Genomic DNA, 14,142 nt, shown 5'->3' on the forward strand with positions numbered 1-14,142 from the left:
TTTGAAAGTCTCCATCGAACTCGATCTGGATCGTGAGCGGGCACAGCAGCTCAGCGAGGGAATAGTGGAGTTCAACCGGGCTGCTGTTCCCGATCTGGAGCCGAACGAGGCTGAAACGCAGTTCCATGTCCTGGCGCAAGACGCGGCTGGGAATGTGGCCGGCGGGCTGCGAGCCACCTGTTACTGGAACACGCTTCACATTGAGCTTTTGTGGCTGTCAGACACCGCGCGCGGAACAGGAATTGGCCGCGAACTAGTCGAGAAAGCCGAAGAATTCGCCATCAGCCAGAACTGCAGGAAAGCACTGGTCGAGACCACCAGCTGGCAAGCGCGGCCCTTTTACGAAAAGCTGGGTTACACGCATATGGCGACACTGCATGACCGGCCAAAAGGTCACGCTTCGCACTACCTATCCAAAACGCTTGAAATGGACTAACACCGTCCGTTCCGGTCAGATCCGGACCTGACTGCCCAATTCTACAACCCGGTTCGTAGGCAGGCGGAAGAACTCCATCGCGGTCGCCGAATTCCGAAGCATCCACGCGAAAATCTTTTCTCGCCAGATCGGCATTCCCGGATTCTCCGACGGCAACAAGGTCTGCCGCGACAGGAAGAAGCTGGTCTGCATCATGTCGAATTCACCGCCGCATTGCTGCATCGTTTTCAGCCCGGCAGGAACAGCGGTCTCTTCCATGAAGCCATAATGCAGCACAGCGCGGAAGAAGCCATCGCCCAGATCATGATACTCGCACCGGGTCGCCGGATCGACATAGGGTATCTCGGCAATCTGCACCGTCAGGATCACAACCCGTTCATGCAGAACCTTGTTGTGCTTGATATTGTGCAGCAGCGCAGAAGGCACGCCGCCGGTCGACGATGCCATGAAGATCGCCGTCCCGGGAACGCGAACCGCGCTGTTTTTCGCCGACTTGGCAAAAATCTCGATCGGCAGAGCAACTTCGCTCATCCGTTCGCGCATCAGCTTGCGCCCGCGCGCCCAGGTGGTGAGCAAGGTAAAGGCGATCGCACCGACCAGCAGCGGGAACCAGCCGCCTTGCGGCACCTTGGTCAAGTTGGCTGCGAAGTAGGCGCCGTCCACGATCAGGAACAAAGCCACCACTGGCGCGGCGTACCACCACTTCCACTTCCATACGCCTACGAACAGAACGCCCATGAGAAGCGTATCGATAGTGACCGCCCCGGTCACCGCGATGCCGTATGCGCTGGCGAGGTTGGACGAATTCTGGAATGTCAGAACCAGAATGATCACGGCGATCATCAGCGCCCAATTGACCACCGGAATATAAATCTGGCCGCCTTCGGTTTCGCTGGTGTGGCGGATCGACAGGCGGGGAATATATCCCATCTGCATGGCCTGGTGCGTGATGGAAAACGCGCCGGAAATCACCGCTTGGCTGGCGATGAAAGTTGCGATTGTCGCCAGGAACACCAGCGGCAGCCTCCATTCTTCATTCGCGAGGAAGAAGAACGGGCTCTGGATGGCCTGCGCGGCCTGATCTGCAGGAAGGCCGATAATCATTGCGCCCTGCCCGAAATAGTTGAGCAGCAAACACGGCATGACAAAGCCGAACCATGACAAGCGCATCGGTCCGCGACCGAAATGCCCCATGTCGGAATAAAGCGCCTCTGACCCTGTCACGGCCAGCACGACCGATCCCAGCGCCAGAAAAGCGAGCGTGCCGTCGATGACAAAGAAATTGACTGCGTAATACGGGTTCAAAGCCCACAGGATTTCTGGGGTCTGGACGATCTGCCATGCGCCCATGCAGGCAATCACGGTGAAATAGACAATCATTACCGGAGCAAACAGCGCCCCGACCTTCGCCGTCCCGCGTTTCTGCAGGATGAAGAGGAATACAAGCAGCGCCAAGGCGATGGGAATCACGAATTGTTTCAGCCCCTGGTCGACGACCGTCAGCCCTTCGACCGCGGACAGGACAGAGATCGCCGGTGTGATCATGCTATCACCATAGAAAAGCGACGTCGCAAACACACCAAGCAGCACGGCAAGCCAGCCATATCGAGATTTGCTGATCTTGCTTGAAATTAGCGCCACAAGAGCAAGACTGCCGCCCTGCCCCTTGTTATCGGCGCGCATCAGGATCGTGACATATTGTAACGACACGACCAGCGTCATCGACCAGAAAATCAGGCTGATAACACCGAGCACATGCGCTGTGTCCAGCGCCAGCGGGTGCGGTCCGACAAACGTTTCGCGGAAAGCATAAAGCGGGCTGGTACCGATATCACCGAAGACGATGCCAATCGCACCCACGGCAAGCGCAGTCTTGGAAGCGGCATGCCCCGAGACCGCTCCCGGCGGTGGTACAATCTTGTGCTGGCTGGTTTCGGCCATTGGATCGGTAGTCCCGACTGTAGCTACCCGGCGTCAAATGGTTGCCGGTTCAAAGGCGGCGGCGCTTAGCAGTATCGAATACACCCGGCAATAGATTAGCCGCTACGGATTATTGACCCATTTGCGTCATCAGGGCCTCGAGCCGTTCCAACCGCAGCTCGAGATCAGCGTGCCATGGTGCATCTTCGGGCGAATTTTCCAGCAGGTTCAGCCAAAGGTCGCGGGTCCGGCCCGGTTGCCCCGCACGCAGAAAGCCAATGCCGAGAAAATACGTCGGCGCAGGATTGCCGGGGTCTGCCCGTTCCGCGCGCGAATATGCATAAAGCGCGGCCGGGGTCAGGGAACCCTCTGCATGTTCCACCAGCGCATTGCCCATCGCAGTCCAGGCCTCGGCATCTACCGGATTTTCCGTAACTGCGTTCCCCAGCATGTTCGCAGCATCTTCATATTGCCCTTTTCGAGCAAACGCATCGGCCACAGTGACAAACCGGCTCGGCGTTGACTGAGGGCCATAAAATTCACGGCGGGCTTCGATCAATATCTCGTTGCCCTCGCTTGCGTCCGGCTGTGCGCTCTTCGGAGCGCCTGCATATCCGGGGAAACCCTGTAATGCGTATCCCGCCAGCCCGAACAGCAAAGCGGCACCGAACAGTGTCCAGCCCCCCTTGGGCAAGCGAAACACAAATGCCGCGAGAATGAATGCAGCAACGCCAAGCGCGATAATCGGGAGCCAGCTCATGCCTGTTTCCTCAAACGGCGCCAAAGGATCATACCGGCGATCAGAATAAGCAAACCCGGTATGGCGAATAACGGCCAAGTAGTTTCGCTTACAGTGGGCGCGTAGCTAACATAGTCGCCATATCGCGCGACAAGCCATGCGCGGATTGCCTCTGGATCTTCACCAGCTGCGATGCGTGTTCGCACCTGATGCCGCATGTCCCCGGCCATTGGGGCATCGCTGTCGGCAATCGACTGACTCTGACATTTCAGGCAGCGCAGTGTCTCCATCAACGCTTGCGCCTGCGCTTCCTGCTCTGCATCGGGCAATTGCTCATAAGCAAGCGGCGCGGGCGGCAGCGATTGCTGAGCGGCAAGCGGGCCTGACACGGCAGCAGCCAGTGCTATCGCTATGCGCAGGAACCACCTCATGCCCCGGCCTCGGCCAGTTCTTGCAGCAACAAGGGCACGTGTTCAGCACGAATGTCGCCGATGTGCTGGTAGGTTATGACCCCGTCACCGTTCACCACAAAGGTTTCCGGCACGCCTGACGATCCAATCGACAATTGCACTTCGGACAAATCGTCGGCCCCGATACGGGTGTAGGGGTTGCCGTAATTTGCAAGAAAGCGCGCGACGTCTTCCGGTTTGTCGCGAATGGCGATCCCGACAATCGGTACGCCCTGCCGCTGCAGTGCCTCAAGCTGAGGAGCCTCTGCAATGCACGGGACGCACCAGCTGGCCCAGATGTTCAGCAGTTTCGCCCGGCCATCCTTGAGGTCCGCCAAGGCGACGCCCGGGCGCGTTTCGATGGCCGGCCTGAGATTGAAATCGGGAACCGGTTCGCCAATCATCGTGCTTTCGATGAATTCATCCTTTGGCTGTGTCAGCTGATACGCCGCCAAACCGCAGAAGCCCGCAAACAGCAGCAGCGGCACCCACATGCGCACCCCCTTCATGCGGATTCCCCTTCTTCCTTCCGGCCAGCAAGGCGCGACTGGACATACCGGCGTTTAAGGTCGCCCTTCACGCGGCCGATAAGGGCAAGCAATCCGCCCAGCGCCACCAGGATACCGCCGTACCAGATCAGCGTGACAAATGGCTTCCACCACAGCCGCAGCTGCCACCGTTCCGCGCCCTCGCCCCCGCTGGCCTCGTTCCCGATGACCGCGTAAAGCTGGCCGTTCCAGCGCGTTGAGAGCACACTTTCCGTCGTCTCTTGTGGCGGAGCCCAGAAATTGCGGGATTGCGGTTTCAGCAGGATAGCTTCGCCGCCATCGTAACTGGCCATCAATTGCCCTTCGATGGCTGTCCAGTTCGGGCCAGCAACGGGCCTGGTCGCCAGAAGTGACACGTTCCAAGGCCCGATCTCCACATTGTCGCCAACGCTTACAGCGGCCAGTTTTTCTTCTGAGAACGCAGATTCGCTCGCCATTCCGAACAGCGCCACTGCGATCCCGAAATGGGCCACAACCATACCCCAGGTCGCGATGGGTACGCGCAGCAGGTTGCGCCCGCGCAGAGGCAGGAAGCTGGCAATGGCAAGTCCGGCAGCAACCGCCAGGCCCAGATCAGCCAATAGCCCGTATGAGCCGAGGATGATGACCACAGCCAGCACCGCTAGCATGATGGCTGCGATGACAATCATCGGCACTTTGATTCGGGAAATTCTGTCACCCCGCCAGCGGAGCAACGGCCCGACTGCCATGACCAGCAGCATGGGGATCGTGAAGATCGCCCCTGCTGGATTAAAGTAAGGCGGTCCCACGGATACTCGCACATCGAACACTTCGGTCAGCAAAGGATAGAGTGTGCCGAGCAATACGATGCCCAGGATTGCGCTGAGCATCACGTTGTTGAACACCAGCGCACCTTCGCGCGAAGTGATGGAAAAGCGCTCACCCTCCGCAACGGAGCCAGCCCGCAACGCAAACAAAAGCAGCGCGCCGCCGATGTAGAGCCCGAGCAAGAACAGGATGAACGTACCGCGCTCAGGATCGACTGCAAATGCATGCACGCTGGTCAGGATGCCGGATCGGACGAGAAACGTGCCGAGCATGGACATGGAGAAAGCCACGACGCCAAGCATGATGGTCCACGCCCGCAATGCATCGCGGGCCGCCAGAACACTCACCGAATGGAGCAGCGCGGTTGCCGCTAGCCACGGCATGAGGGACGCGTTCTCGACCGGATCCCAGAACCACCAGCCGCCCCAACCGAGTTCGTAATACGCCCAGTAACTTCCCGCTGTGATTCCCAGCGTCAGGAAAATCCATGCGCCTAGCACCCATGGCCGCATCGCTCTGGCGAATGCCGGACCAACCTGGCGCGTAAGCAAGGCACCAACGGCAAAGCTGAAGGCGACCGACAATCCCACATAGCCGAAATACAATGTGGGCGGATGGAATGCGAGGCCGATATCCTGCAATAGCGGGTTTAGCCCCATCCCCTCCAACGCTGGCTCCGGAAGCCGTTCAAACGGGTTGGAGCTCAGCAATAGAAATGCGTAAAAGCCAATTCCGACAAAGGCTTGCGCTGCGAGCGTGGCAAACATTGTCCGTTCGGGCAACCGCCGTTCCACGAGCGCGATCAATCCGCCTGCCAGCGCCATGACAGTCACCCAGAGCAGCATCGACCCTTCGTGGTTACCCCACGCACCGGCGAGCTTGAAAATCATCGGTTTGGCTGAATGCGAATTGGTTGCGACCAGCTTTACCGAAAGGTCGGTAACCGCAAACAGCCACAGCAGCATCACGAATGCAAAGGCTGCAAGCAGGCCTTGTACGATAGCGGCAGGACGAACCAGCGACGCGAGCTCTCCGCTGCCGTCTCGGAGCGCAAGCGCACCTGCGATCAATTGCAGCACGGAAAGCGCGGCCGCTAGCCACAATGCCGCAAGCCCCAGCTCTGCGATCATGTAGCAGGCCCCTGCGCTACAAGAGTTTCATCCGCTTTGTGCTGATCCATTTCCTGAAGTTCGCGCGGAACGTAGTTCTCATCATGCTTGGCCAGCAGGTTGTCTGCAACGAACGTCCCGTCGGCGGCCAGCCGCCCTTCCGCCACAACTCCTGACCCTTCGACGAACAGGTCCGGCAGGATACCGGTGAAGCGCACTGGCACGACTGCGCTGTCCTTGTCCGTTACAATAAAGGAGACGGTTACACCGTCTGGCATGTTACGGATTGAATCTTGCTGCACCATTCCGCCCAGACGGACTGCCTGACCAACCTCTGGCGGTTCTGCAATCATCTGTCCTGGCAGGTAAAAATAATTCGCCTGATTGCGCAGCGCCCACGCGGCAAGCAGCCCCGCCCCGATGAGCGCGACAAGCGCGATCACCACCAGGATGAGCCGTTGATGCTTGGCCTTCAAACCATTGGTCATTTGCGCCTCGCCTCCGCACGCCGTTTTTCTTCGCGTTTCATGCTAATCCAGCTCCACCCTACCAGACCGAGCGTCATCACAATGCCGATAATGTAGCACGCGATCACATAGTCCCACTGGTCCAGATTTTCACGCATCAGCTTGCTCCGCCAGCTTTACGGCGCAAGCGCGCCTCTGTCTGGATTTCTGCCAGCAACGCCCGCATCCGGGCCAAAACCACGCCGCCGAACAACAGCGAAAAGCCCAAGACGGCAACCCCAAGTGGGACGAGAAATTCAGGATCGATCGCGCTTTTGCCCATGGTTATGCTTGGTGGTTGATGCAGCGAATTCCACCAAACCACCGACCGGTTGATGATCGGAATGTTGATCGCACCAACGAGGCCGAAAATCGCCGGGATTCGGCTGGAGCCGCCATCCCGCGCAACGGCCTGCGACAGCGCGATATAGCCGAAATAGAGGAACAGCAGAACCAGCATCGATGTCAGCCTCCCATCCCAAACCCACCAAGTGCCCCATGTCGGGCGGCCCCAGATTGATCCGGTGATCAGGCACATCGCGGTGAAAGCAGCACCGGGCACAGCAGCTGCCCGTGCAGCAAGACTTGCGAGGGGGTGACGCCACACCAAAAAGACCAGGCTGGATAGCGCGATGGCAGTCCACCCGCCCATCCCAAGCCACGCAGCCGGGACATGGATGAACAGGATGCGCACTGTCTCGCCCATCAGCTGATCCGGCGGAACAGATGTAACGCCCCAGAAAAGTGCGACGGACGTCAGCAACAAGCCACTGACCAGCAAAAGCGGGGTTAGCCAGCTCGCGAGGGCCAGAAATCGTTTGGGATTGGCAAAGCCGTGCATTTGTTACCGTCCGGCACCAGCTTTGGCAGGGCTGACGGAAGGTCGCAAGACTACAATCCCCCGCCCGATCAGCGACCGATAAGTTTTTGCGCCATGCGGTCGGCAACGACATCGGGCGAGACGCCGCTGGTGTCGCTTTCGGCCCAAATTTCCTCCAGCCGACCAGGGATCTGCGCAATCCGCTTGCGCACCTCGTTAATGTCGCACGGGTCGCCATGGCGCTTGCAAAGATATTCCATCGCAACGCTGATGATGCCGCCTGCATTGATGACGTAATCGGGTGCGTACAGAATGCCGCGATCAGCCAGCTTCTGGCCGTGTCCCTGTCTCGCCAGCTGATTGTTCGCGCCGCCTGCCACGATCGGAGCCTCAAGCCGGGCAATCCCTTCATCGTCGAGAATCGCACCTAGTGCGTTCGGGCTGAAGACATCGCACGCCGTGCTCATGATCGCGTCAGCCGGGGCAAATTCGCCGCCTAGTTCACCAGCCAGCGCCTTCGCCCGGTCTTCGTGAATGTCAGAGAGCGTAAGCTTCGCACCGTCATGGGCAAGCAGACGCGCAACGCCGCCACCAACACTGCCGGTGCCCTGGATTGCGACATGCACACCCTTGACCGAATCCTTGCCCATTTTGTGCAGCACTGCTGCCTTGATACCGTGATAGATGCCCATGGCCGTGAACGGTCCGGGATCGCCGCCAGCAGCGTCTTCGCCCGATACCGGGAGGCCCGAAACGAATTCGGTGCGCTTCGATACGGCAACCATGTCCGCCTCGCTGATGCCCACGTCCTCTGCAGTGACATAGCGGCCGCCGAGCGCATCGACTGCATCGCCGAAGGCTGCGAGCATTTCAGGAGTTTTAGCCTTGTCCTTGCCAGCCAGGATCACCGCTTTGCCGCCGCCGAGAGGCAGGCCTGCCATTGCGTTCTTGTAACTCATCCCGCGGCTGAGGCGCAATGCATCGCGCATGGCATCCTTGGGCTCTGGATAATGCCAGAACCGGGTCCCGCCAGCGCCCGGGCCAAGATGCGTGGAATGAAGGGCGATAATGGCCGTCAGACCCGATTTTCGATCATGCACGAGCTGTACGTTCTCGTGATCGTCAAAGTCCGGTTCCGTCCAGAATGCCGTCATTATAAAATTCCCAATTGCAGTCCGCTCGCGGAATGCGTTTTTTTGCAGGGACGGCATTGGGAGGGGGATAATGGGGCGATCGAGGGGTCTCGAACCCCCGACCTCCGGTACCACAAACCGGCGCTCTAACCAACTGAGCTACGATCGCCACATATCCGCATCCGCACTCGTGAAATGCCGTGCTGCGGGGCCTGTTAAGGCTGCACGGCGTGCGGTCAAGCCGCTTCCGACGCGGGCGAGCGCCAATTGCATAGCTTACCGGATTTTGAAAGCGAAAACTGCGTCAATTTGCAATCGGCGCAAGATTATTTCGCGCCTTGCCATGGGATTGCCCGGGCTTATCACTGTTTTGGTGACACATGGGGGTGATTCTTCGGCTCGGCGCTTGCTCCAGCAGCAAGGGATGCAGCGCGTCCTGACACCGAAAGCAGAAATTTTCCAGCTGCGTGATTTTCTGCCGGATGCTCTCGCGCGGGAGCTGGTCGGCCTGATCGAAGCGGAACGGCGCCCCTCCACCATCGCTGACGACAACGGGGACAAGCATTTCCGGACCAGCGAAACATGCGATCTTGCACCGGAGGAACCAGCCGTCAGCTTGGTCGAGAAATTGCTGTATGAACTAAATGGCATCGACCCACGCTATGGAGAACCGCTGCAGGGGCAGCGTTATGACGTTGGCCAGGAATTCAAGGCCCATAGCGATTGGTTCAACCCTGGCGGAACCGACTATCTCAAATATTGCAGCGTCGCGGGCCAACGCACCTGGACATTCATGATCTACCTAAACGACGTGGAGGCCGGCGGCGGCACCCGTTTCAAGGCAATCGGCAAGACGTTCAAACCTGAGGCGGGCAAGCTGCTCTGCTGGAATAATCGCACAAGCGATCTTGCAGTTAATCCCGACACGATCCACCATGGCATGAAGGTTCGCCAAGGGGTCAAATACATCCTGACCAAATGGTACCGGGAAAAGGAATGGGGATGAATATGGACCAGTACAAAGAGCTAGAAGATCAACTCAAGACAAGGCTGAAAACCCTGGTCGAACGCGCCGAGGTGATCGAAGATGATCTGCGGCATCCACTCGACGACGACTGGGAAGAACAGGCACAGGATCTGGCCGATGACGAGGCGCTGATTGGCGTGGACGAAGTTCTCCGCCAAGAGATCGGACAGGTGCGCGCCGCATTGTTCCGCATCGAAAAAGGGACTTACGGCACCTGTGCGACATGCGGTGAAGACATCGGAATAGAGCGGCTGAAGGCACGCCCAATCGCGACGCGCTGCATCAAGCACGCTGCCTGATCAACCCTGGCTGACTACCGGCCGGACACGAATCAAAAAGGACGGCCCCGTCGGGCCGCCCTTCTTTTACGGTCCGAAAACCGCAAAACTGATATCCCAGCTTATTTCTTGAGGCTGATGCCGCCGAAACGCTTGTTAAAGGCTGCAACGCGGCCGCCTTCCTGAAGCTGCTGCTTGCCGCCGGTCCATGCCGGGTGGCTGGTCGGGTCGATTTCCAGTGCGAGAGTGTCGCCTTCGCTGCCCCAGGTGGAGCGGGTCTGGAATTCGGTGCCATCGGTCATCTTGACCGTGATCATGTGGTAATCGGGGTGTCCTTCGGCCTTCATGGCATAGTCCTTTATGCAATCGTTCCGGTACCGACCGGAACTGCAACTGAAATGAGAAGCGGCGCCAATAGGGCGGACCGCAGCATTTGGCAAGGGGTTGCGGTCAACCTGCTGGCGGATCGGCGATCATTGCAGTGAATTCGCACTCACTGGTCACCTTGCCCTCGACACTGGCCTTGCCCTTGAATTTGTAAACGCGGCTGCGCTTCTGCAGAAACTCGACCTCCAGGTCCAACAGACAGCCCGGGGTAACCGGTGAGCGGAACTTGGCTCCATCGATGCCCATGAAGAACACCAGTTTACCAGTACCGGCCAGTTCCAGCGTCTCGATCCCGAGAATTGCTGCCGCCTGGGCCATGGCTTCGATCTGAAGCACGCCAGGCATAATCGGCGCACCAGGGAAATGCCCCTGGAAGAACTCTTCATTGAACGTCACGGCCTTCACCGCGTGAATACGTTCGCCAAGCTCCAGCGATTTAACCTTGTCTACCAGCAATAGCGGGTAGCGGTGCGGCAAGGCCTTGAGCACCTTTTGAATATCATAGGCGAATTCCTCGCCCTTCTCATTGCTCATGGCCTTGCCCCCATTTCCCGTGAATTAACGGCCAGTCGGTGCCGGCTGCTGCGCGGCTGCGCCCTGCTGCTGTTGCTGCTGGATCGCGGCGCGCTGCGCTGCTGCAAGGATGATCTGCTGAATCGACTGGTGGGTTTGCACAGTGTTCTGGCGCGGGCGGAAGTTTGCCGGCGGCGTGGTCGCGACAGTCGGCAGGCGCTGGTTCACAACTGCCAGAATGTCGTCAGAAACGTCGACACCCTCAGCCGCATACTGGAACGCTTCAGGCGTCAGCATGATCTGGATGTTCTTGTTCTGGATGACCTGATTTTGCGCATTGGCATAATCATTGATGATCTGCTCAACCACGTAATACTGCGCCAGTGCGATCGGCTGCGTCAGGGTTTCGACCTGTTGCTGCTTCTGTTCGATCTGACCGCGAACCGATGGGTTGGCGTCGATTTCAGCCTGCGAAATCTGCTGGTCGGAATTGGTGTCGAGGCTCTGCGACAGCGTCTGCACTTCCTGGCGCAAGGTATTCACCTGCTGGATCTGCGATGCATAGGTGGTGTTGATCGCCTGATATGCAGCGATGCGGGCTTCCGAACGGACCAGCACCGATTCAGGGCTGCTGGTTGCGATGCCGGCGACCTGTGCCTGCGCTGGCGCAGACATCGGGACAGCAACTACCATGGCGAGGCCAGCGGCAAGCGCCGGTTTGAGAAGGTTTTTCATTAGAATTGAGTTCCTACGTTAAACGAGAATTTCTTTGTGTCATCACCATCAACCTTGGTGATGGCGTGGGCGAAATCGATCCGGAAAGGACCGAAAGGCGAATTCCAGTTCACACCAGCACCAATAGTGATGCGTGGTTTGGCGGAATCGCCAAGGAAAACTTCCTGGAAGGCGCCGGGATTGACCGCGAGGTCAGGATCATAATCTGTGCCCATCCCGTCGTTCGGCTCGATGGTAACCACGCCATCGGGACGAACATATTGGAGATTTCCGTCAGCATCCGCAGTCTGCAGCAGAAACGGGCTGCTGAGAAGTTCAGGACGGGTAACATTGAACAGTGCGCCGGCATCGATGAAAATCGAAGGCCGCAGGCCAAGTTCGCGTACACCGGAACCAAGCGGAATTTCAAGTTCGGCACGGCCGAGGTAGTAGGCTTTACCGCCAATCGCGTCATCGCTGACCTGGTTGCGATCGGTGAGGACTAACGGCTGCGGATCGCCCTCTGGACTATCCGGGTCTTCAACGATGCGCTGACGCAGAACACGAGGACCAACACCGCGAATATCGAACCCGCGAATTTGCGGTTCGCCGAGGAAAAAGCGGTCGGTCAGGATAACGTCATCGACGCCTACCCCGCCGCGATCCTGTAGGCCGTTGATCACACCGCCTTCTGCAGAAAGCGAGAAGATGAAGCCGTTGAGTACATTCCAGTACTGTGCCGCCTTGCCGCGGAAGCGCAGATACTTAACTGAGCCGCCAAGACCGGCATACTCTGTCGTAAATGTGACCGAGCGACCACGCGTTGGACGGAAGCGGCTATCAGTGTTGTCGAATGCCAGCGTCGCCCCCAAAATTGAACTGGTCCGCGAACCGATGACATCGCACAGGAACCGGCCGGCGAGGAACGGATCGCAGGTCGGGATACCGTCGCCGTTCTGGTCGCGGAAGAAAGTTCCTTCGTCCAAGCCAATTTCATCGTAGTTGAACGTGTAGCTACCAACCAGCGACATGTATTCGGTCAGCGGCACGCCGACACGCAATGATGCGCCTGTTGTGGACTGTTCGTATGTGGTGTTGCGCGTATTGTTCTGGAAATTGAAGCTGTTGAAGTCTCGGCGATATATATCGATCCCCGCCGAGATATTCCGGTCGAAAACATACGGTTCAGTAAAGCTCAGATTGAAAGAGCGCGAATAACGCGAATAATTGACGCTGGCGCCAACCGTCTGGCCCCGCCCGCGGAAGTTACGCTGGCGGATCGAACCGGATAAGATGAAGCTTTCAATCGATGAGAAACCCGCCGACAGCTGCAGCTCGCCCGTCGGTTGCTCTTCAACATTCGCTTCAAGAATGATCCGGTCAGGCGCACTGCCTTCCTTCTGTTCAATCTCGAAGTTTTCTTGGAAATAACCCAGCGATTTGATGCGGTTGGTGGAACGATTGACGCCGATAGAGCTGAACGCGTCACCTTCTGCGACACGGAATTCACGGCGCAGAACCTTGTCCTGCGTGAGCGTGTTACCGTTTACGTCGATCCGTTCGACATAAACACGGGGCGCCTCGTTGATGGAGTAGGTCACATCCATCGTCAGCGTTTCCTGATTACGCGTAAAGTTCGGGCGAACATCGGCAAATGCATAGCCGAAACGGCCAGCCAGTTCCGTCAACTGTTCGACTGTGTCCTCGACGGATTTAGCGTTGTACCAGTCCCCACCCTTCATCGCGAGGTTCGACGTCATCAGGCCGCTGTCAAAGTCGCGGATCTGGCTCTCGACGTTCACATCGCCAAATTTGTAGCGTTCGCCTTCCTCAACGACGTAGGTGATGATGAAATCACGCTTGTCAGGGGTCAGTTCGGCGACCGCCGATACCACGCGGAAATCGGCGTAACCTTCAGTCAGATAGAACTGGCGCAGTTTCTGCTGGTCGAATGCCAGACGGTCAGGATCGTAGCTGGTGTTCGAGCTGAAAAAGCTGGTCAAACGCGCCTGTTTGGTGACCATTTCGCTGCGAAGCTCACCATCAGAAAACACATCGTTGCCGATGACATTGATCTGGCGAACCTTCGATTTGGGCCCTTCGCTGATTTCGAAGATCACATCGACACGGTTCTGGCTCAGTTGAACCATCTTCGGCTCTACGGTGGCAGCGAAACGGCCCTGCCGCTTGTACAATTCGATGATACGCGCAACGTCGGCGCGAACCTTGGATCGGGTGAAAATCTGGCGCGCGGCCAGCTTGATTTCAGGAACGATCTTGTCGTTCTTGATCCGCTTGTTCCCTTCCAGGATAATGCGGTTGATCACCGGGTTTTCAGTGACGTTAATGACGACGTTGCCGGCATCGTTGCGAACGCTGGCGTTCGCGAACAGCTCGGTCGCGTAAAGTTCCTTCAGCGCCTGGTCGGCTGCAGCCTGCGAATATGGCTGCCCTGCACGCAAGGTGATGTAGCTGAGGATGGTCTGCGGCTCGAGACGTTCTGCACCGACGATCGCAATCGACTGAATGATCTGTGCCTGCGGCTGAGCGCTGGGCTGCGGCGCTGCTTCTTCGGCGTTTTCATCCTGAGCAGATGCCATGACGGGCATCCCGCCCAACATCGTTCCACCTAGCAATGCCAACGCCAGTCGGCGACCATTTTGCATGTTGTTGTCGCCGCGCATTTTCCGTCCAATCATCAACACGGGTTTCCCGTATAAACCAAAAAAATTATCGTCACCGCCGATGCCATCGGGCCCTGACGGACACTTGCC

Annotated in this window: 16 protein-coding genes and 1 tRNA gene; 3 read left to right on the forward strand and 14 right to left on the reverse strand. The window is 58.1% G+C overall.

What is annotated here, in order from left to right; translation table 11 throughout:
• The first annotated feature begins 1 nt into the window (after window position 1).
• Window positions 2-436 (forward strand): GNAT family N-acetyltransferase, encoded by a 435-nt coding sequence (locus GRI43_RS05775; protein WP_160730083.1) that lies wholly within the window; start codon window positions 2-4, stop codon window positions 434-436.
• A 15-nt stretch (window positions 437-451) separates the two neighbouring features.
• Here GRI43_RS05775 and GRI43_RS05780 read toward each other — a convergent pair whose 3' ends face one another.
• The 10 genes from GRI43_RS05780 to GRI43_RS05820 form a co-directional block, all read right to left on the reverse strand.
• On the reverse strand, window positions 452-2,377 hold the full coding sequence (locus GRI43_RS05780) for a potassium transporter Kup (RefSeq protein WP_160730084.1): 1,926 nt from the start codon (window positions 2,375-2,377) through the stop codon (window positions 452-454).
• 109 nt (window positions 2,378-2,486) lie between these two features.
• Complete coding sequence (locus GRI43_RS05785) at window positions 2,487-3,116, reverse strand: tetratricopeptide repeat protein (RefSeq protein ID WP_160730085.1); 630 nt, start codon at window positions 3,114-3,116, stop codon at window positions 2,487-2,489.
• Window positions 3,113-3,526 carry a cytochrome c-type biogenesis protein gene (locus GRI43_RS05790; protein ID WP_160730086.1) on the reverse strand — a complete coding sequence of 138 codons (414 nt, stop codon included), beginning with the start codon at window positions 3,524-3,526 and terminating at the stop codon, window positions 3,113-3,115. The genes GRI43_RS05785 and GRI43_RS05790 overlap by 4 nt, the downstream gene beginning before the upstream one ends.
• Window positions 3,523-4,053, reverse strand: coding sequence for a DsbE family thiol:disulfide interchange protein (locus GRI43_RS05795; protein ID WP_160730087.1), 531 nt, complete (start codon window positions 4,051-4,053; stop codon window positions 3,523-3,525). The genes GRI43_RS05790 and GRI43_RS05795 overlap by 4 nt, the downstream gene beginning before the upstream one ends.
• Window positions 4,050-6,011 carry a heme lyase CcmF/NrfE family subunit gene (locus tag GRI43_RS05800; RefSeq protein WP_160730088.1) on the reverse strand — a complete coding sequence of 654 codons (1,962 nt, stop codon included), beginning with the start codon at window positions 6,009-6,011 and terminating at the stop codon, window positions 4,050-4,052. Before GRI43_RS05800 ends, GRI43_RS05795 begins: the two co-directional genes overlap by 4 nt.
• Window positions 6,008-6,478 carry a cytochrome c maturation protein CcmE gene (gene ccmE, locus GRI43_RS05805; RefSeq protein WP_160730089.1) on the reverse strand — a complete coding sequence of 157 codons (471 nt, stop codon included), beginning with the start codon at window positions 6,476-6,478 and terminating at the stop codon, window positions 6,008-6,010. The genes GRI43_RS05800 and ccmE overlap by 4 nt, the downstream gene beginning before the upstream one ends.
• The gene (locus GRI43_RS13855; RefSeq protein ID WP_202391599.1) at window positions 6,475-6,615 is read right to left on the reverse strand and encodes a hypothetical protein; all 141 of its coding nucleotides are present in this window, start codon (window positions 6,613-6,615) and stop codon (window positions 6,475-6,477) included. The genes ccmE and GRI43_RS13855 overlap by 4 nt, the downstream gene beginning before the upstream one ends.
• Window positions 6,615-7,337, reverse strand: coding sequence for a heme ABC transporter permease CcmC (gene ccmC / locus GRI43_RS05810; RefSeq protein WP_160730090.1), 723 nt, complete (start codon window positions 7,335-7,337; stop codon window positions 6,615-6,617). The genes GRI43_RS13855 and ccmC overlap by 1 nt, the downstream gene beginning before the upstream one ends.
• Before the next feature lie 68 nt (window positions 7,338-7,405).
• Window positions 7,406-8,470, reverse strand: coding sequence for a Leu/Phe/Val dehydrogenase (locus tag GRI43_RS05815; RefSeq protein ID WP_160730091.1), 1,065 nt, complete (start codon window positions 8,468-8,470; stop codon window positions 7,406-7,408).
• 71 nt (window positions 8,471-8,541) lie between these two features.
• Window positions 8,542-8,618 (reverse strand) — tRNA-His (locus GRI43_RS05820).
• Between the two features lie 204 nt (window positions 8,619-8,822).
• Between GRI43_RS05820 and GRI43_RS05825 the strand changes: the two genes are divergently transcribed.
• Both GRI43_RS05825 and GRI43_RS05830 read left to right on the forward strand, forming a co-directional pair.
• Window positions 8,823-9,455, forward strand: a complete 633-nt coding sequence (locus tag GRI43_RS05825; RefSeq protein ID WP_338090013.1) for a prolyl hydroxylase family protein — start codon at window positions 8,823-8,825, stop codon at window positions 9,453-9,455.
• A 2-nt stretch (window positions 9,456-9,457) separates the two neighbouring features.
• Entirely contained in the window at window positions 9,458-9,775 is a 318-nt protein-coding gene (locus GRI43_RS05830; protein ID WP_160730093.1) for a TraR/DksA family transcriptional regulator, read from the forward strand.
• Between the two features lie 101 nt (window positions 9,776-9,876).
• On the opposite strand, the gene rpmE is transcribed toward GRI43_RS05830, so the two are convergent.
• The 4 genes from rpmE to bamA form a co-directional block, all read right to left on the reverse strand.
• Complete coding sequence (gene rpmE, locus GRI43_RS05835; protein ID WP_160730094.1) at window positions 9,877-10,101, reverse strand: 50S ribosomal protein L31; 225 nt, start codon at window positions 10,099-10,101, stop codon at window positions 9,877-9,879.
• A 103-nt stretch (window positions 10,102-10,204) separates the two neighbouring features.
• Complete coding sequence (gene fabZ, locus GRI43_RS05840) at window positions 10,205-10,675, reverse strand: 3-hydroxyacyl-ACP dehydratase FabZ (protein WP_160730095.1); 471 nt, start codon at window positions 10,673-10,675, stop codon at window positions 10,205-10,207.
• A gap of 24 nt (window positions 10,676-10,699) precedes the next feature.
• Complete coding sequence (locus GRI43_RS05845; protein WP_160730096.1) at window positions 10,700-11,389, reverse strand: OmpH family outer membrane protein; 690 nt, start codon at window positions 11,387-11,389, stop codon at window positions 10,700-10,702.
• On the reverse strand, window positions 11,389-14,067 hold the full coding sequence (gene bamA, locus GRI43_RS05850) for an outer membrane protein assembly factor BamA (protein WP_235903615.1): 2,679 nt from the start codon (window positions 14,065-14,067) through the stop codon (window positions 11,389-11,391). Before bamA ends, GRI43_RS05845 begins: the two co-directional genes overlap by 1 nt.
• Window positions 14,068-14,142: the final 75 nt, after the last annotated feature.

The organism is Pontixanthobacter luteolus (genome assembly GCF_009828095.1).
Taxonomy (GTDB): domain Bacteria; phylum Pseudomonadota; class Alphaproteobacteria; order Sphingomonadales; family Sphingomonadaceae; genus Pontixanthobacter; species Pontixanthobacter luteolus.